This is a genomic window from Specibacter sp. NPDC057265 (genome assembly GCF_042668835.1).
Lineage (GTDB): Bacteria > Actinomycetota > Actinomycetes > Actinomycetales > Micrococcaceae > Specibacter.
The window spans coordinates 79663-96386 of the sequence record NZ_JBHUYE010000006.1 but is presented as its reverse complement, the minus strand read 5'-3'; the positions used below and the strand labels follow the sequence as shown (position 1 = coordinate 96386).

At 63.1% G+C, this 16724-nt stretch carries 18 protein-coding genes and 1 pseudogene; 9 read left to right on the top strand and 10 right to left on the bottom strand.

Going from position 1 to position 16724, the window contains the following annotated elements; genetic code table 11:
• Nucleotides 1–47 precede the first annotated feature (47 nt).
• Nucleotides 48–2288, bottom strand: a complete 2241-nt coding sequence (locus ACFUCV_RS06510) for an MMPL family transporter (RefSeq protein ID WP_380813609.1) — start codon at nucleotides 2286–2288, stop codon at nucleotides 48–50.
• A gap of 109 nt (nucleotides 2289–2397) precedes the next feature.
• Here ACFUCV_RS06510 and ACFUCV_RS06505 point away from each other — a divergent pair, with 109 nt between their 5' ends.
• Nucleotides 2398–3048 carry a MarR family winged helix-turn-helix transcriptional regulator gene (locus tag ACFUCV_RS06505; protein WP_380813606.1) on the top strand — a complete coding sequence of 217 codons (651 nt, stop codon included), beginning with the start codon at nucleotides 2398–2400 and terminating at the stop codon, nucleotides 3046–3048.
• Here the strand turns inward: ACFUCV_RS06505 and ACFUCV_RS06500 are convergent.
• Entirely contained in the window at nucleotides 3003–4388 is a 1386-nt protein-coding gene (locus ACFUCV_RS06500; RefSeq protein ID WP_380813603.1) for a PLP-dependent aminotransferase family protein, read from the bottom strand. The genes ACFUCV_RS06505 and ACFUCV_RS06500 overlap by 46 nt on opposite strands.
• Before the next feature lie 90 nt (nucleotides 4389–4478).
• Here ACFUCV_RS06500 and arfB point away from each other — a divergent pair, with 90 nt between their 5' ends.
• Nucleotides 4479–4901 (top strand): alternative ribosome rescue aminoacyl-tRNA hydrolase ArfB, encoded by a 423-nt coding sequence (gene arfB / locus ACFUCV_RS06495; RefSeq protein ID WP_380813600.1) that lies wholly within the window; start codon nucleotides 4479–4481, stop codon nucleotides 4899–4901.
• 272 nt (nucleotides 4902–5173) lie between these two features.
• On the opposite strand, the gene ACFUCV_RS06490 is transcribed toward arfB, so the two are convergent.
• Nucleotides 5174–5389, bottom strand: a complete 216-nt coding sequence (locus tag ACFUCV_RS06490; RefSeq protein WP_380813597.1) for a DUF2945 domain-containing protein — start codon at nucleotides 5387–5389, stop codon at nucleotides 5174–5176.
• Between the two features lie 181 nt (nucleotides 5390–5570).
• Between ACFUCV_RS06490 and ACFUCV_RS06485 the strand changes: the two genes are divergently transcribed.
• The gene (locus ACFUCV_RS06485) at nucleotides 5571–6677 is read left to right on the top strand and encodes a glutamate--cysteine ligase (RefSeq protein WP_380813594.1); all 1107 of its coding nucleotides are present in this window, start codon (nucleotides 5571–5573) and stop codon (nucleotides 6675–6677) included.
• Between the two features lie 54 nt (nucleotides 6678–6731).
• On the opposite strand, the gene ACFUCV_RS06480 is transcribed toward ACFUCV_RS06485, so the two are convergent.
• A complete protein-coding gene (locus tag ACFUCV_RS06480) occupies nucleotides 6732–7529 on the bottom strand; it encodes an SDR family oxidoreductase (protein WP_380813591.1) in 798 nt (265 codons plus the stop codon).
• 201 nt (nucleotides 7530–7730) lie between these two features.
• Here ACFUCV_RS06480 and ACFUCV_RS06475 point away from each other — a divergent pair, with 201 nt between their 5' ends.
• Nucleotides 7731–8459 (top strand): CoA transferase subunit A, encoded by a 729-nt coding sequence (locus ACFUCV_RS06475; protein ID WP_380813588.1) that lies wholly within the window; start codon nucleotides 7731–7733, stop codon nucleotides 8457–8459.
• A 23-nt stretch (nucleotides 8460–8482) separates the two neighbouring features.
• The gene (locus ACFUCV_RS06470) at nucleotides 8483–9145 is read left to right on the top strand and encodes a CoA transferase subunit B (RefSeq protein ID WP_380813585.1); all 663 of its coding nucleotides are present in this window, start codon (nucleotides 8483–8485) and stop codon (nucleotides 9143–9145) included.
• A 166-nt stretch (nucleotides 9146–9311) separates the two neighbouring features.
• Here the strand turns inward: ACFUCV_RS06470 and ACFUCV_RS06465 are convergent.
• Nucleotides 9312–9587: pseudogene (locus tag ACFUCV_RS06465) on the bottom strand (recombinase family protein); the annotation flags it as partial.
• A gap of 574 nt (nucleotides 9588–10161) precedes the next feature.
• Here ACFUCV_RS06465 and namA point away from each other — a divergent pair.
• The 3 genes from namA to ACFUCV_RS06450 all read left to right on the top strand — a co-directional run bounded on the left by namA (nucleotide 10162) and on the right by ACFUCV_RS06450 (nucleotide 12896).
• The gene (gene namA / locus ACFUCV_RS06460) at nucleotides 10162–11247 is read left to right on the top strand and encodes an NADPH dehydrogenase NamA (RefSeq protein ID WP_380813582.1); all 1086 of its coding nucleotides are present in this window, start codon (nucleotides 10162–10164) and stop codon (nucleotides 11245–11247) included.
• Nucleotides 11248–11394: 147 nt separating this feature from the next.
• Nucleotides 11395–11739 carry a winged helix-turn-helix transcriptional regulator gene (locus ACFUCV_RS06455; RefSeq protein WP_380813579.1) on the top strand — a complete coding sequence of 115 codons (345 nt, stop codon included), beginning with the start codon at nucleotides 11395–11397 and terminating at the stop codon, nucleotides 11737–11739.
• 149 nt (nucleotides 11740–11888) lie between these two features.
• Nucleotides 11889–12896, top strand: coding sequence for a zinc-dependent alcohol dehydrogenase family protein (locus tag ACFUCV_RS06450; RefSeq protein ID WP_380813576.1), 1008 nt, complete (start codon nucleotides 11889–11891; stop codon nucleotides 12894–12896).
• 339 nt (nucleotides 12897–13235) lie between these two features.
• Here ACFUCV_RS06450 and ACFUCV_RS06445 read toward each other — a convergent pair whose 3' ends face one another.
• The 4 genes from ACFUCV_RS06445 to ACFUCV_RS06430 all read right to left on the bottom strand — a co-directional run bounded on the left by ACFUCV_RS06445 (nucleotide 13236) and on the right by ACFUCV_RS06430 (nucleotide 15218).
• Nucleotides 13236–13448, bottom strand: coding sequence for an ANTAR domain-containing protein (locus tag ACFUCV_RS06445; protein ID WP_380813573.1), 213 nt, complete (start codon nucleotides 13446–13448; stop codon nucleotides 13236–13238).
• Between the two features lie 42 nt (nucleotides 13449–13490).
• Complete coding sequence (locus tag ACFUCV_RS06440; RefSeq protein WP_380813570.1) at nucleotides 13491–14015, bottom strand: GAF domain-containing protein; 525 nt, start codon at nucleotides 14013–14015, stop codon at nucleotides 13491–13493.
• Nucleotides 14016–14117: 102 nt separating this feature from the next.
• Entirely contained in the window at nucleotides 14118–14468 is a 351-nt protein-coding gene (locus ACFUCV_RS06435) for a hypothetical protein (RefSeq protein ID WP_380813567.1), read from the bottom strand.
• A gap of 18 nt (nucleotides 14469–14486) precedes the next feature.
• The gene (locus tag ACFUCV_RS06430) at nucleotides 14487–15218 is read right to left on the bottom strand and encodes a GAF domain-containing protein (RefSeq protein ID WP_380813564.1); all 732 of its coding nucleotides are present in this window, start codon (nucleotides 15216–15218) and stop codon (nucleotides 14487–14489) included.
• Nucleotides 15219–15439: 221 nt separating this feature from the next.
• On the opposite strand from ACFUCV_RS06430, the gene ACFUCV_RS06425 reads away from it, so the two are divergent.
• Nucleotides 15440–15625 (top strand): hypothetical protein, encoded by a 186-nt coding sequence (locus tag ACFUCV_RS06425; protein ID WP_380813561.1) that lies wholly within the window; start codon nucleotides 15440–15442, stop codon nucleotides 15623–15625.
• Between the two features lie 209 nt (nucleotides 15626–15834).
• On the opposite strand, the gene ACFUCV_RS06420 is transcribed toward ACFUCV_RS06425, so the two are convergent.
• Nucleotides 15835–16653, bottom strand: a complete 819-nt coding sequence (locus ACFUCV_RS06420) for a CPBP family intramembrane glutamic endopeptidase (RefSeq protein WP_380813558.1) — start codon at nucleotides 16651–16653, stop codon at nucleotides 15835–15837.
• Nucleotides 16654–16724: the final 71 nt, after the last annotated feature.

Below are 16724 nucleotides of genomic sequence, written 5' to 3'. Positions count from 1 at the left end.
CAGACCGGCAGATCACGGGGCAGGGTCGGCAAGAATCCTGCCCGCATTCACCGTTCGTCAGAGCCCACCAGCACTTCTTCAGGTTCCGCGGGGTGCCGGGCACCGTGGCCGGGGACCCGGGAGAGTTTGGAGGGCCACCAAATGGCCTTGCCAATGTCGTAGGTCAACGCCGGCACCAGCAACGACCGCACCACAAAGGTGTCCAGCAAAACCCCGAAGGCCACGATGAAGGCTATCTGGACCAGGAACAGGATGGGAACCACTGACAGGGCGGCAAAGGTGGCCGCCAGCACCAGGCCGGCGGAGGTAATGACCCCACCGGTGATCACCAGCCCGCGCAGGATGCCTTCGCGCGTTCCATGCTTGATGGATTCCTCCCGGACCCGGGTCATGAGGAAGATGTTGTAGTCGATTCCCAAGGCCACCAGGAAGATGAAACCGTAGAGCGCCACGGTGGGATCGGCGCCAGGGAACTTAAAGAGGCCATTGAAGACCAGGGCGGCCACACCCAGTGCGGTGCCAAAGGACAACACCGTGGTGAGAATCAAAAGCACTGGAGCGAGCACGGAACGCAGCAACAGCATGAGAATCAGCAGGATCACCAGCAGCACCACGGGAATGATCAGGTTCCGGTCGTGGATGGAGGCGTCGTTGCTGTCAATGGCGGTTGCCGTGACACCGCCAACCAGTGCCGCCGGCACGGAGGCGGAGAATTCGGCGCGCAGTTCACGCACCACGTCGGCCGCCTGGTCGGAATCGGCCGCCGCAGCGAGAGTGCCTTCCAACATGACGTTGCCTTCCATCACCGTCACCTGGGGCGCCGGAGTGCCGGGAGGACCAAATGCACTTACGCCTTCGGCCGTGACAGGGGCGGTGCCGTTGGGCGAACCGGCGGCTGCCACCGCAACGCCCTCGATTCCATCCTGGGACAGCAGCACATTTGCCGTGTCCTGCAGCTGGGCCTGCGGAACCACGACGACAACGGGGCTGCCGGTGCCGCCGGGGAAGTGCTCGCCCAAGGCCACCTGGCCGTCCCGCGCTTCGGACGCTCCGAGCACCAGATCGGACTGGGGCACGCCACTGGCATTGAGCTGCGTGGCACCCAGGGCCCCCACCACCAGAATCAGGCTGGTCACCACCCAAATCATGCGCGGACGGCGCTGGATGAGTTTGGAAAGCTTCACCCAGATTCCCTTGGTGCGCACGCCATGCTCGGCCTCGACCACCTCGGGTTCATACTTGGGCCGGGCCGGCCAGAAGGCAGAACGGCCGAATGCAAAGAGTATTGCCGGCAGCAGGGTCAGTGCCGAGAGCATGGCAAAAATAATGCCAATGGCGGCCACCGGGCCCAGCGAGCTGTTGGACTTCAAATCACTAAGCAGCAGGCACAGCAAACCCGCAATCACTGTTCCACCGGAGGCCACGATGGGTTCAAAGGACCTTTTCAAGGTGTGCCTGCTGGCCTCCCATTTGTCCTTGGTGCCGCGCAGCTCCTCGCGGTAGCGCGCCACGTAGAGCAGGGAGTAATCAGTGGCCGCACCAATGACCAGGATGAACAGAATGCCCTGGGTCTGGCCGTTAAGCAGCAGAATTTCCGCCTTCGCCAGCCACCATACGGACAACAGGGCCACGCATAGGGCAAAGAGGCTGGTGGCCAGCACGGCCAGGGGGAGCAAAATGGAACGGTACACGCAAATGAGGATGACAAACACGGCCAGCAGCGCAACACCAAGCAAAATTCCGTCAATGCCGGCAAATCCGGCGGAAAGGTCAGCAGTCAAACCTGCCGGGCCCGTGACGTAGATGGACATGCCCTCCTGTGCATCAGCCTTCAATGACCCGCTGATCTCGGCAACAACCTCACCAATCTCGGCGCTGGCGGAAATCGGTACAAACGCCTGGGCAGCCAAGCCATCCTCGGAGAGGATGGCCGGGGAAACCTCTTCCCCCACGCCTGAAATGGCGGTCAGCGCGGCCACGGATTCGCCCACGGCGCTGACCTGTTCCGGCGTGAAGGGCGTTTCCCCTGCAAAGACCACAATGGCGGGGATTTCGTCGGAATCCCTAAATTCCCCCAGGAGCTTTTGGACTTGGGTGGCGTCGGCGGATTCCGGCAGGTACGTGGTCTGGTCATTGGAGGAGACTTCACTGACCTTGCCAAAATAGGGACCGCCCACCCCGGCCCCGGCGAACCAGAACAAAATGATCAGGGCCGGCAACAGGATGCGTATCCATGTCGCCGTGCGCCGTGGCGGGGCCGCGCCGGCCGTGGTCTTGTGTGTCTTCATGGGTCCTCCAGAGAACGTTTCCGGGCAGCATTTCCACTAGCCTAGCTAGCAAATAACTTAGCATGAATAACGCGATGTTGCTTTCTTTCAAGTGAGCTAAAATCATAAAATGGCCACCTTGGATGAGCAAGCAACTCAGAAAGCTCCGAACCTTTATGACGTGAACGCCAGCGATCCCCAAAGCGAGCTGGTTGACCGCGCCGGCATGGACCCGGCCGAGGTGCGCCACATTGGTGACGTCATGGCGGCGCTGGGCAGGCTCCGCAGCGCCGAAAATGAACTTTCCGACGCTTCCTTGAAGTACATGCAGTTGAACCAATCCGACATGCGTGCGCTGCACTACTTGATTGTTTCCGCCAACACGCAGCAGACGGCGACGCCGGGAGCCATTGCGGCGCACCTGAAAATTTCCACCGCCTCCACCACCAAATTATTGGACCGTCTGGAAAAGGCCGGCCACATCATCCGCCAGCCCCACCCCAGCGACAGGCGGGCCCTGGCCATCTCCATCACCGCCAAGACCAAGCAGGCCGCAATGGAGACGGTGGGCAGGCAACACGCCAAACGTTTTCAAGCGGCGGCCAGGCTTACCCCGGCCGAACGTGACGTGGTGATCCGCTTCCTGGATGACATGAGTGCCGAGCTTGCCCTCGGTGATGTGGCATGGGCACAGCCGGGCGCCCATCCGGCCCAGCGGGCAGCCGCGGCGAAGGCTCAGGACGCAGGCAGCACCGATGCCAGGCGGCGTACGCCCTCCTGAATTTCGACAATGGAGGCAGCGCTGTAGGAGAGGCGAATGTAGGGCGCGGTGGGTTCGTCCAAAAAGTAGTGCTTGCCGTCGCCAATGAGCACACCGACCTCCCGCGCCGCCGCCGTCAAGGCCGTGGTGTCGGTGCCCCCGGGCAGCCGTACCCACAAGTGGATTCCGCCACTGGGCGTGATGGGCACGCGCGCGGAAGGCACGGAAGCCTCCAGCTGCGCCATCATGGCATTGCGCCTCTCCAACAGCCCCGCCCGCAGGCGCTTGAGGTGTCGGGGCCAGGCATTGGAGGCCAACAGGCCCAGGGCAATTTCCTGCGTCAGCGGCGGCACGCACATGTCATCGGCAATGCGGGCAGTGCGCAGCCGCTCCGCCGCAGGGCCCCGGGCCATAAGGGCCCCCACCCGCAGTCCCGGCGCTGCCGGTTTGCTCAACGTGGCGATGGTCACCACATGCCCGTGCGGATCCTGCAGAAACAAGGGCGGCGGCGCCATCGCGTCAAGGGACAGGTTCCGGGCCCAATCGTCCTCGATGATGAAGGCGCCGTACTGTTTGGCCAGTGCAAGAACCTCCCCGCGCCGTGCAGCGCTCAGCACGGCGCCGCTGGGGTTGGTGCAGTAAGGCTGCAGATAAATCAACGTCGCATGCGTGCGGGCCAAGGTCTCAGCCAGCTTCTCCACCACGATCCCTTCGGCGTCCGCCGGCACCGCCGCAATGTGCAGGCCCGCAGCCTGGGCGGCCAGTGCAGCGCCCGGATAGCTGGGGCTTTCAGTGATCAGTGTGGCCCCGGGATCGGCCAGGGTGCGCATGGCAAAGACCAACGACTGCTGGCCGCCGGGCATGACCAGCACATCGCCCTGCTCAGCGCCCAAAGGCGTGGCAAAGGCACTGCGCAATTCGGGCAGACCCATGGGCGGGGCCATGGTCCAGGCACGGTGGCTCTTGGCGCTGCGCACCCCCAGCGTGCGCAGTTCATCAAAAGGCTGCAGCTCAGGAGCCAAATACCCCCACGACAACTGCACCTGCTCCCCCACCCCCGGCGCGCCAAACCTGCCGGCGCGGACCGGATCCACCCGGGTCCGCCCCAGCGCCGCCGACTGCCACGCGTAGTCAGGCTCCGCAGCCTCCCCGCGGGCAGCCACAAAAGTGCCCCGCCCCGGTTCGGCCCGAACCAGCCCCAGGGAGGATAACGCGGTGATGGCCTGGGTGATGGTCACAGGACTGGCCGCGTAACGTTTGGACAGTTCCCGCACCGACGGCAGCTTCTCCCCCGGCTCCATGAGGGCAGTCTGCTGCTTTAGCAGTTCAGCGATGGTGGTGGCCCTGCTATTGCTTTCCATGGCTCAACTCAATAACGTTACCGCCACCAAGGGCAAACGCGTTACCGCCTGTTGCGCCGGCAGGCGGCCGGCTCGTGCCACACTAAAGACATGGATCTGGACGTCGGTGGTGGAGTGGTCATTCCGGGACGGGAGATTTCCTGGCGTTTCTCCCGCTCCTCCGGCCCCGGCGGGCAACACGTGAACAGCTCCGACAGCCGGGTGGAACTGCTGTGGGACGTGCATTCCTCCACCGCACTGACGCCGGAGCAACGCGGGCAGCTCCTGCAGCGGCTCAACAAACGGGTGGTGGACGGCGTCCTAAGCATCACCGCCGCCGAACAGCGCTCGCAGCTGCGCAACCGCGAAATTGCGCTGGCCAAATTTGCCACCCTCGTGGCGTCCGCACTGGCCCCTGCCGGGCCCGCCAGGCGGCCGTCCAAGCCGACCCGGGGTTCCAAACGCCGGCACCAGGCGGCCAAGCAGCGCCGTTCCGAGACAAAGTCGCTGCGCCGCCGTCCTGCCGACGGCTGACTTGTCCCAGCTGTGGGTCCCGGGCCTGGATGACGGGCGCCCGTGATTGCGGTTTCAAACCAGGCAGTTGGGCCAAGCATCAGTTCCCGTGACTGCTCCGGCACCGGCTTCGCCCCTCTGCCATGGAGGGCAGCGTGGGGTGCTCAATGGTCTGCGCCGCGCTGCCATGCATTCCAGCGTGATGACTGGCGGATGCAGTTTTTGCGTCCATAACTCCAGGAACTGCTCCAGCGCGTGGTGGGCATGCCCAGGCAACAACAAAGCGGCCCCGCTTAGCTTGGCTTCAGCAAACGCAAGGCGCCGCCTTTATGCGCGGCAAGGTTGTCGGTCTTTTCGCTTTGGACCTCGTACTGTGGTTCCTGCTTCGAGGCCCTGCGCGTACGTCCCATAAACTCAAAGTCCGAGGTGTGGACCTTGGTGACATGGCCCCTGACGCGGCCAACCTCGGAGTTCCATGACACGTGGTCACCCACTGAAAACGTCTCCATCACACCATCTCCCCTTTTTTGTCCTGCTGTCCATTCAAGCACCCTGGCAGGCCGTGCGTCAGCTGCCTTTGCCGCGGGCAACCGGCTGTCGACTTTCCCCATGGACAAGCCTGCCCGAAGGGCCTAGCGTCGTACCATGCCGGCGGGAAAGGCCTGTCACTGCGCGGAAGGCGGTGGGAGCATGCGCACCCTTGGTGTGGAGGAGGAATTCCTGCTGGTCGATCATAAAACAGGGCAGGCACTGCCGCTGGCTGCCCAAATCCTGAGCCGGCAGCCGGCGGCGCAGCAAGGGGCTGACCTTCCCTACCGCATCACCGGGGAGCTTCAACTGGAACAAATTGAAGCCTCCACCGTTCCCTGTGAGGCACTGGCAGATCTGGTGCAGGCCCTGCGTGCTGGACGGGCCGCAGTGGATGACGCCGCGCAGCGTCTTGAGGCCAGAGCCGCAGCCCTGGCCACCTCTCCCCTCCCCGTGTCGCCGCACATGTACGCCAGCCCCCGGTATGCCCAGGTGCTCCTGTTGCACGGAATTGCCGTCAGGGAACAGCTCATCGGTGGCATGCACGTCCATGTTGAGGTGGCGACGGCCCAAGAAGGTGTGGCGGTGCTGGACAGAATCAGGGTGTGGCTTCCACTGCTGCTGGCCCTCAGCGCCAATTCCCCTTTCTGGCAGGGGCAGGACACGGGATATTGGAGTTTCAGGTCCCGGGTGTGGAACCGGTGGCCAACCTCGGGTCCGGCTCCCCTGTTTGGCTCAGCCGATGCCTACCACCGGCACGTACAACAGTTGCTTGCCACCGGCGCCATCCTGGATCCGGACATGGTGTATTTGGATGCCCGGCTCTCCAGCCACTATCCAACAGTGGAGATCCGGGCCATGGATGTTTGCCTGGAAGTCCATACGGCTGAACTCCTCGCCGGCCTGGTCCGGGCTCTGGTGGAGGCGTCCGTGCGCGACTGGCGCGCGGGCCTGGCCCCTCCTGCCCTCTCCACGTCAATGTTGCGCGTGGCCATGTGGCGTGCCGCGCGCTTTGGAACGGGTGCGGAACTATTGGACCCTGTCACCTGCCTCCCGGTTCCGGCCAAGCTGCTCGGACAAGCGGCACTGCAGCACATAGCGGGCGTTCTGGGAACCTCCCGTGACAAGGCGCAGCTGCGCCGCCTGATGGAACTTCGCTTCCAACAGGGCAGCGGAGCCGAACGGCAACGCCGCAGCCTTGCACACGGTGGACACTTACCGGAGGTTGTCAGGGATGCCGTGCTGGCCACGCATGCCATCCCCGGTTGAGCCGCATCAAAATGACGCGGCCCCAGCCGCATAATCCACCGGCACCAAAGGCGACTAGGCCGAGCGCCAATCATGGCCTTCCAGGTGGGACCCGGCCTGCGGCCCCATCAGCAACATCCCGCCGTCCACCGGCCATGAGGCACCCGTGACGTAGCTGGCGGCCTTCGACGCCAGGAACGCCACCACCGCGGCAATCTCGCGGGCGTCCCCGGGGCGGCCCAGCGGAATGCCCGGCCGTTCCACGGTGTGCGGGTCCACGTCCTCATTGCCCGTCATGGCCGTGGCAATCTCACCGGGGGCCACGCTGTTGACGGTGATGCCATGGGCGCCCAATTCCAGCGCCATGGTCTTCACCAGGCCGCCCAGGGCATGCTTGGAGGCGTCGTAGGCGCTCGCGCCCACCCGGGGCTGGGTTTCATGGACACTGGTGACGGCAATGATCCGTCCGCCGGCGCCTTTGTCCACCATGAACTTCGCGGCCCGCTGCATGCACAGGAACGCGCCGGTGAGGTTGGTGTCCACGGTGGTTTGCCATGTGGCCAGGTCCAGGTCCAAAAAGGGGGTTCCATCACCGGTGCCGGCACAATTGACGAACACGTCCACCCCGCCCAACTCCTTGACCAGGGACTCCACGGTTGCCGGGCAGCTGCCCAAATCCGTGGTGTCCAATTGACTTACCACTGCCCGGGCGCCTCTGCCTTCCACTTCCCGGGCGGTGCCCTGGGCACCTTCCTGATCCTGGTGCCAGGTGATGCCCACATCCGCCCCGGCCTCCGCCAGGGCGACGGCGATGGCCCGGCCGATTCCGGAATCAGCGCCTGTGACAATTGCGGTCGTGGGAGAAAAGTCCATGACAAGCTCCTTCTCTGATCTGGGTGGCGGATGTGCATCCAGGACCATCCTTTCGGCTGTTGATGCGCCTTGGCAAGACCTCGGTACGGTCGGCAGCTGCCCGGGCGGCGCACCTTGACCCGGCCTTGACCGCCTCATAGGCTCGGGGAATCATCCATCCCGGCATGGACGTGATGATGCGCAGCTCAAAGGGGAGAAGCCATGGCCACCATGTTCAGCAGTGCCGCCGAATCCTTGGCGGGAGTTTTGCACGACGGCATGACGTTGGCCGTGGGCGGTTTTGGGCTCTGTGGCATCCCTGCCGACCTCATTGCCGCGGTGCGGGATTCCGGCGTGCGGGAGCTGACGGTGGTCTCCAACAATATGGGCGTGGACGGCAAGGGACTGGGCGTGCTCCTGGAAGCCGGGCAGGTCGCGAAGGTCATTGCCTCGTATGTGGGTGAGAACAAACTCTTCGCGGAACAGTACTTGGCGGGGATTCTGCAGGTGGAGTTCACGCCTCAGGGCACGCTTGCCGAACGGCTTCGGGCGGGCGGCGCCGGCATTCCCGCCTTTTACACCAAAACCGGGGTGGGGACTGTGGTGGCTGAGGGCAAACCCCATGAGGAGTTCGACGGCGAAAGGTACGTTTTGGAGCGCGCCATCACCGCCGACGTCGCATTGGTCCATGCCCACACCGCCGACACCGGCGGGAACCTTATGTACCGGTACACGGCACGTAATTTCAATCCCGTGGTCGCCACCGCCGGGCAGTTCACCATCGCCGAGGCGGAGGTCATCGTTGAACCCGGCCACCTTGACCCCAACCAGGTCGTCACCCCCGGCGTGTACATTCAAGGCCTCGTCCAGGCAATGGCCCGGCACAAGGACATTGAGCAGCGCACCATCCGTCCCCGGCCGGCGTCCGCTGGCGCCGTCGTTGCCGATTAGAGCAGTTTCCCCAAGGAGTAGGTATGGCGTGGACACGAGATGAGATGGCAGCCCTGGCGGCGCAGGAACTGCGCGACGGCGATTATGTGAACTTGGGCATTGGCATCCCCACGCTGGTGGCCAACCATTTGCCCGAGGGGGTGCAGGTCACCTTGCAAAGCGAAAACGGCATCCTTGGCATGGGCCCTTATCCCTTTGAAGGTGAGGAGGACCCGGATCTCATCAATGCCGGCAAACAGACTGTGACATTGCTCCCGGGTGCCAGCATTTTTGACTCCGCCACCTCCTTTGGCATGATCCGCGGCGGCCACGTCAAAGTGGCAATTCTGGGGGCCATGGAAGTCTCGGCCATGGGAGATCTGGCCAACTGGACCATTCCTGGAAAAATGGTCAAGGGCATGGGCGGTGCCATGGATTTGGTGGCCGGGACGCCGCGCGTGGTGGTTTTGACCGAACACACGGCCAAGGACGGTTCGCCCAAAATTGTCAACAGCTGCTCCCTGCCGTTGACGGGGCGGCGCGTGGTGAACCGCATCATCACCAATCTTGCGGTCTTCGACTTTGAAAGCGACGACGCCGGCAATCCTGTCCTGGTCCTGAGCCGCCTGGCCCCCGATCACACGGTGGAGCAGATCAAAGCCGGCACGGAGGCTGCATTCATCACCCGCCTTGGCGGGGCCGCCTAGCTCCTCGACCGGCCGAAAACGCCTGTTTTGGCCAGGCAGCGGTTCCCGGATGGGGGGGGTCGCTGCAGAAAACGGACTTTATTGTGTCGTAAGGAGTCATAGGAGAGCATTGCTGTGACTCGTTGGAGTCCGTTTTCCGCTGGGGCCAATCTTGGACGTGTTTAGGTATTCGTCGACCTTGAGGGCGGAGCTCGCCGGTGGGTGAGACCTGCCGGTAAAGGGTCTGCCGGGAGATGCCGAGCTCCTTGGCGAGATTCCCGATATGAGTTTCGGGCTGGCCCATGAAATACATCGCGGGACGGATCCTCGCTGGCGTCATCGTGAAGGGCCGTCCGCCTGTGCGTCCCCAGGCCCTGGCTAAAGCCAGGCCGGCTTTGGTGCGTTCGGAAACGAGTTCACGTTCGAACTCGGCGAATGCGGCAAAGATGCCGAAGACAAGCTTCGAGAGCACGTTTGCGGGAACGTCCTGCTGCTTCGAGATAGGTGAAGAAGCGGTACAAGCTCAGCCAATTCTCGATCCAGGTGTTATTGCCCGATGTCGTGGCCATACATCGCCTTATGGGGTGCGATTGATTCGCAGGCCCTTGATGAACGCTGTTTCATGTTACCCGGGCCATGAATTGGAAACTCCGGTATTTCGACTCGGCGGACCCGCAGTTTTTCATTTCTTGTATCTGGCCCGGATGGGGGACCCCCTTATGGGACCTTCACGGCGGCCGGTAGAGGATCGCCCAGCACGACACCTGTCATAAACGGCCGATAAACGATGCCGTCCAGGGTGAGCTGGCCAGATACCCTCGCCGGTCGGCTCCACGGCAACGCCGACGCCAGGAAGATTACGCACCATCCGCATTGCCCACGGATCTTCAGGGCGGCTCTGCCCTTGAGTGGCACAAATTTCTAGTACTACACAAAAGGGTAGTACATACAAAAAAAGTGCGTACTATTCCTGATTGCGTATGTGGTCTAGCGTTGAAGTACCAGCCTTCGAGGCTTACCGATGGGAGATTTTTTAGTTGAGTACCACGTTGTTTGAGCCACATTCGATTCGCGGGGTGGAATTCCCCAACCGCATCGCCATGTCCCCCATGTGCATGCATTCGGGCACCCCGGATGGGTTTGCGACGGATTTCCATGTCGTCCACTACGGGGCACGGGCGCTCGGTGGTGCAGGACTGATCATGTTGGAGACCACCGCGGTGCTTCCCAACGGGGTCATCGGCCCCGGCGACATCGGTATTTGGGACGATACGCATATTGTCGGGCTGCAGCGGGTCGTCGAGGCGGTGCATCGTTTTGGGGCTCGGGCCGGTGCGCAGCTTGGCCACTCGGGTCGCCAATTGGGTGCCCCGGAGCTCACCGCGGTTGCTCCTTCCCCCGTGGCCTGGGGTCCGGACTCGCGCACGCCCACACAACTCAAACTCGACGGGATCCGCGAAGTGGTCGAGTCCTTCGCCACGGCGGCGCGCCGCGCCGGGCAGGCCGGATTCGATGTCGTTGAGATCCACGCGGCGCATGGCTACCTGCTTAACCAGTTCCTCTCACCACTGTCCAACCGGCGACAGGACGAATACGGTGGCGACCATGCGGGCCGGTACCGGATCGTGCGTGAAGTGATCGACGCCGTCCGCTCCGAGTGGTCCGGGCCGTTGTTCCTTCGAATCTCGTCGACCGATTATGTCGAAGGCGGCAACACCCCGGCGGACTTCGTGACTTTTGGCCGGTGGATGAAGGAGCAGGGCGTGGACCTGATCGATGCCTCTTCCGGCGGCAGCGCGCCGGTGAAGGTGGAATCCTTCCCGGGCTACCAGGTGCCTGCCGCCGAATTGATTCGCCGCGAAGTCGGCATCGCGACAGGCGCGGTAGGACTCATCGAGACGGGCCGCCAGGCCGAGGAGATCCTGCGCAACGGGCGCGCCGACATCGTGTTGGTGGGCAGGGAAATGCTTAAGGATCCGTTCTGGGCCCGCACGGCGGCCGATGACCTCCGCCAGCCCATCCAGCCTCCCGCCCAGTACACCCGGTACGGCTCCGCCTGGCAGCGAAGCCAGCCGCCCCTGCCCGCAGCCCCACCGAAGGACACGGTCTCACGCGGGTCGTAGACTCTATGCACCGGTGCCGAACCGTGTCGACCGGCTCGGCGCCACGTTGTGAGCCGCTTCGGCAGGACGGCACACGGCAATACCAAACCCGGAAAGAGGGAAAACATGAGCCGGACCCGCTTGTCGGATGACCTTCCAGGGTGCGCCATGGAGGCGAGCGTCGCGATCATTGGCGGCAAGTGGAAGGGAGTGATCCTTTTCCACCTGCTCGAGGGCACTTTGCGGTTCAACGAACTGCACCGCCGGACACTCGGAATCACCCCGAGGTTGCTGACCAAGCAACTGCGCGAGCTGGAGGAGGACGGGCTCGTGTCACGGACCATCTACCCGGTCGTCCCGCCAAAGGTAGAGTATGCACTCACCGACGAGGCGATGGACCTCGCCCCGCTCCTGCACAGCCTCAACGCGTGGGGACGGCAATGGCTCGCCACGCGCGGAATTACACCGCTCAACGAGCAGCCATCCGCCGCAACCGGGAACGCCTCAACCTAGCCCGGGCCGGCCAACCGGCCCGTGAACAGCCGGAAGTGCAAGGCTATTCGGCCACATCATTGACCAACGCCCTATCCCTTCCTGCCTTTATTTCCCTGCCCCGCCCGGAACGGGCGGCAGGCACACCCTTACGAATCCCCAGGAGAACCATGCCCAAAATTGTTAGATTCCATGCCCTCGGCGGACCCGAAGTCCTCAAGCTCGACGAGGTGGACGTGCCGCTTCCCGGAACGGGGGAGGTGCGCATCCGCACGCGCGCCTTGGGCCTGAACCGGGCAGAGGTGATGTTCCGGACCGGCAACTACGTCGTCGACCCGGTCTTCCCGCAGGCGCTCGGGTACGAGGCGTCCGGAACCGTGGAGGCCGTCGGATCGGACGTGGCGGCCTTGGCCGTCGGCGATGCCGTGAGCGTCGTTCCCGCCTTCGCCATGACGGACTATGCCCTTCACGGCGAACTGGTGCTCGCCCCGGCCCATGCAGTGGTCAGGCATCCGCAGCAGTTGACTTGGGAAGAGGCTGCGGGAGTCTGGATGCCGTTCATCACCGCCTACGGCGGCCTGGTCGACCTGGCCGGGCTTATCCCCGGCGACACCGTGGTGATCCCGGCCGCGTCCAGCAGCGTGGGCCTGGCTGCCATCCAGATCGCCAACATGATCGGCGCCAAGCCAGTCGCCCTGACACGGACCGGGTCAAAGCGCCGGCAGCTAATCGATGCCGGTGCGGCTGCCGTGATCGACACCGAGGAGGAACACGTCGTGGAACGCCTGCGTGATATCACCGGTGGTGCGGGCGTGCAGGTGATTTTTGATCCGGTGGCCGGGCCCCTGCTTCCTTCGCTCATCGACGCCGCCGCCACCGGTGCCACCGTCATCATCTATGGAGCCCTGAGCACCGATGCCACGGCGCTGCCCGTGCTGGCGGTCCTGGGCAAGCACATCACCATTCGCGGCTACGAGCTGTTCGAGGTGACCACCGACCCCGAACGGCTCCGTCCCGCCGTGGCGTTCGTCCGGGACGGCCTTGAGAGCGGGGCCCTGAAACCAACTCTGGACAAGATCTTCGAAATGGCGCATATCGCCGACGCCTACCGGTACCTGGAGACCAACGGGCAAGTCGGCAAGGTCGTGGTGACCGTGCCGCAGACAGCCACCAACTAGCAAGGGAGAACCCATGAACATTCCAACAACCACGAAGGCCGCCGCCCGGGACTTCCCAGCACCGACCCGCGCAGCTTCCAAGAAGTGCAACGTCCGGTTCCGGCGCCCCAGCCGCGGGACCTATTGGTCTGGATTGAGGCGATCTCCGTAAATCCGGTCGACACCAAGATCCGCCCCGCAGACTAGACTAGACACCCAGCGGATCCGCTGTTTTCGGCTGGGATGCCGCGGGCACGGTGGTCACAGAGGGCCCATTCGGACTTAGCGCTCAATCCGTCTCCATAACTACCAAGACCACACTGTGCACTGCCGGCAGCGCCGCAGCAGTGCTGGATCGCCTCAGTGGTCGAAGTGCGTCTTCACCGTTTCGCCGGTGATTTTCAGCAGCAGCGACGCTGCCACCTCGTGCAATTTTTGGTTGCGTGCGGAAGCTGCACGGCTGATGATCTGGAACGCCTCGGCTTGGGAACAGCGCTGCTGGCCCATGATCACGCCAATGGCCAAATCAATGACTGTGCGTGAAGCCATGGCTGCCTGAAGATCGGCAGCCATGTCCTGCTTGGCGCCAATACGCACTGCCAGCCGCAGTGCCCGTTAGGCCTGGCGGGCGTACTGCTCGGCGCTGCGGACAATGCCGGCATGGAAATTATGGGGTGTGGTCGAGAAAAAATTAAGGGAAGCGGAGGCACCCTGCTCCAAGACCAGCGGGACCGTCAAAACGCTGCGGATATTTTCAGCAAGCAGCGCCCGGGCATAATCCGGCCACCGTGGGTCATTGGCCAAATCATTGATCACCACGGTCTGCTCTTCCTGGAGCGCCGAGAGGCAGGGACCGGTGCCCAGGCGTTCCTGGATGCTGTTCAAGGAACGCGCCCGTGCTGTGTTCCCAGCCCCCGTCAGCGCCTTGCGACGCCCGTACAGGGTCACGGCGCAATCGACGTGGCCCACCCCGGTGCCTGCCAGCAATGCCGAATATTCCGAAAGCTCCAAGAGAAAGTCACTGACGTCCGTACTGTCCAGCACCAGGTCCTGCAGCTGCTCTGCAACCGTCACCTCAGGTAAACCAGCTGCTGCGTGGTGTGCAGTTGAGTAGCCGCTGGCTTGACCATGAGCTTCCATGATGACACTTCGTTTCGGCGGGATCATTTTTCCCAACATACCCACAGCCAACCCGCCTGTGCAAGGTATATCCGCCGTTTACGAAGCTCCGGCAGCGTCCCGCTAGCCTTCAGATTCCTGCTGGCCGGCGGAACGGTCAGGATTGCTGGTGCCGTCGCGGTCAGGCGCGCGGCCATGATCGACGGACCTGTCATCTGCACTGGCAGCTGGCTCCGCGGAAAAGGGGATGCGGTCTTCAAGATCCAGCGCCATGAATTGCTCATTGAGGGTCTGCGCCACCAAATCGCGTTCCAGCGTCGGCAGCTGGTGGGCACCATAGAGAAACGCTTCAACCTCAAACTGTCCTGCTGAACCACCAATGGCGAAATACTTCAGCCACAGCTCACCCGCAGTCAACTGCGCTGAAGGCAGCAGCAGACGTATCGCCTCCAGCTGCCGATCGTCATTGTCCATCACCGTGGCCGCCCCCTGCTATCGGTCCAGCAGGGTTGCCGCCTCGACCATGGCAACGGCCGTGTCCCGCAAAGTGGTCCCGGCAGTGGTGGCCCGTTTCATGAGAATTTGCAGGGCCTGCACCTCTGGGACGTTCTCGCGCTCCATGATCAGTCCCTTGGCCATCCCCACCAGGTCCCTGGAACGCAGCGCTTGGGCAAGGTCCTGACTGATTCGCTGGGCACTGTCAGCGGTCTGCGCATGCTCCAGCAACACGGTGGCTTGGGCGGCGAGCAACTCCAGGACGCGACGGGAGGCTTCGGAAAAGGCGCCGGGACTGTCCGCATAGACCTTCACGGCTCCAAAAGACTCGCCTTTTGTCCCGAGCGGTGTGCTCAGGCAGGCGGCCACGGCCAGCGGGGCAACAGCCTGCGACCATTGAGGCCATCTGTGATCAGTGGCTATGTGGTCCACCACCACCGTTTCACCCGTGGCCCACGCGGTCAGGCAGGGGCCTTGTTCCAGCTGATATTGCAGCTCGTCGGCCTGTTCCACCAGCGGATCGGAGGCAGCCATGCTGATCTTCCGGGCGTTGGCATCAATTAATGTCACCCCTGATCCCATGGCGTGGGGGAAGCTGAGCTTGGCGGCTTCAGTAATAAGGTTCAGGGTTTCTTCGACGGTTTTCTCCGTCAACAATAATCCGGCAGCACTTGCACCGAGGGCCGCCAATTCGTCAGCCAGGGGAAGCGCGTTTTTGCTGGCTGCCATGACATCCTCCTGTTGGGCTCGCATCCTGCCTCTGTTTTCCAAGATTACACGTGGTGGACCACCTGGCGCATCAAGGCGGCAATATGACCGGGGCCACTGGACGGGTGGGCTGCAGCTGCGCTATATTCTTCCCTATTGGCGATTTTCGCCCACGTCGAGCAGCCGGCAGTTATCAGCGCCCCCCGGTGCCGCAATTTTTCTCCTCGACGAAGGTTGACATGATGACCACCTCACCTGAAACCCCCACTTTCCTGCCCGCAGCACGCAAGTCCGCCCCCGGATATGAGGATCCGGCATGGGACTACGGCAATCCCTTCGGTCATGTTGTCCTGTCCCCCGTGCGCCTTGCCACGGGGGGATATGCGTACAGCACTGCTAAAAACGCGGACGAAGAGACTGCCAGCTGACACTGGCGTTGATTTGTTTTTGCAGCCCCGGTCAGGACCATGTTGTGCGTGCGTGCTGGCTGTGGTGCAGCTCGGTGCAGCAATGCACAGGCGCCCGGCATGATCTGCCTCCTCAGCAGCCCGTGCCCACGGGCCGGAGTGGTGACCGCGGAGCCGTGGGCACCGTGCCCGTCCAATCCCCTGCCGACGGCGTCGGACCCTGAGCGCCGTCAGTACACAAAAATTGGCAGCCAGTCGGGATTATGGGCATGCACCAAAGCCAGAAACAAGACGAAGTCAAAAATCAAGTGCACTGAAACCACATAGCTGAGGGATTTGGTGAGCTTGAAAGTGTAGCCCTGCAGTAGCGCGAAGGGAAAAGTCAGCAGCGGACCCCAAGCCTGGTAGCCAATTTCCCAGAGAAAGGAGGAGAAGATCACCGCCTGCAACAGATTGGCGAGCCAGTCAGGGAAATGCTGGCGCAACAGCGTGAAGGTGGTGCAAATGAAAAACAGCTCATCCCAGATGCCCACGGCGTTCACACCTAAAAAGAGGCGCCAAAAAATGGTGGGATCCGAGGCGTCGGGCCAATTTTGATAGACTCCGGTGCCAATTAAATACACCGGCAAGATGAAATAGCCCAGGGCCACCACACCCAACAAGTACAATTTGGCCGCCAACGGCCACTTGCGGCCGGTGTTGACAGGAAAACGAATGATCCGCTCCTGAGTGCCCCAGCGGGAAAGCAGCCACGGCACCAGCACCGCACAGGCCAGCGCACCGCCCATGAGCGCCATGTGCGCCATGCTGAGGTCCGCGTTGAGGGGAACCAGACTGATGATCAGCATCCCCAACCCGATCAGACCCAGGTGACGTGCCAAAGCTTGCTCAACGAAGACCGCTGTCAGCACGCTAAGGGCCAGCAGGCTGTAGCCCGCGGGGTCGTTGCCCACGCCAAAAAGCAGCAGCCCGGAAGCCGACAGCAGCAGTGCCGGCACCAGCTTCGCCCCTACAGCGGCATGGGAGGGCTTGATTGCATCCGTGGTCATGCTCCAAGCATGCCAGCACCGCCGGACGCGGGGGTTCATGAGGCGCCCTCAGACCTGCACAAGCCGCCGGC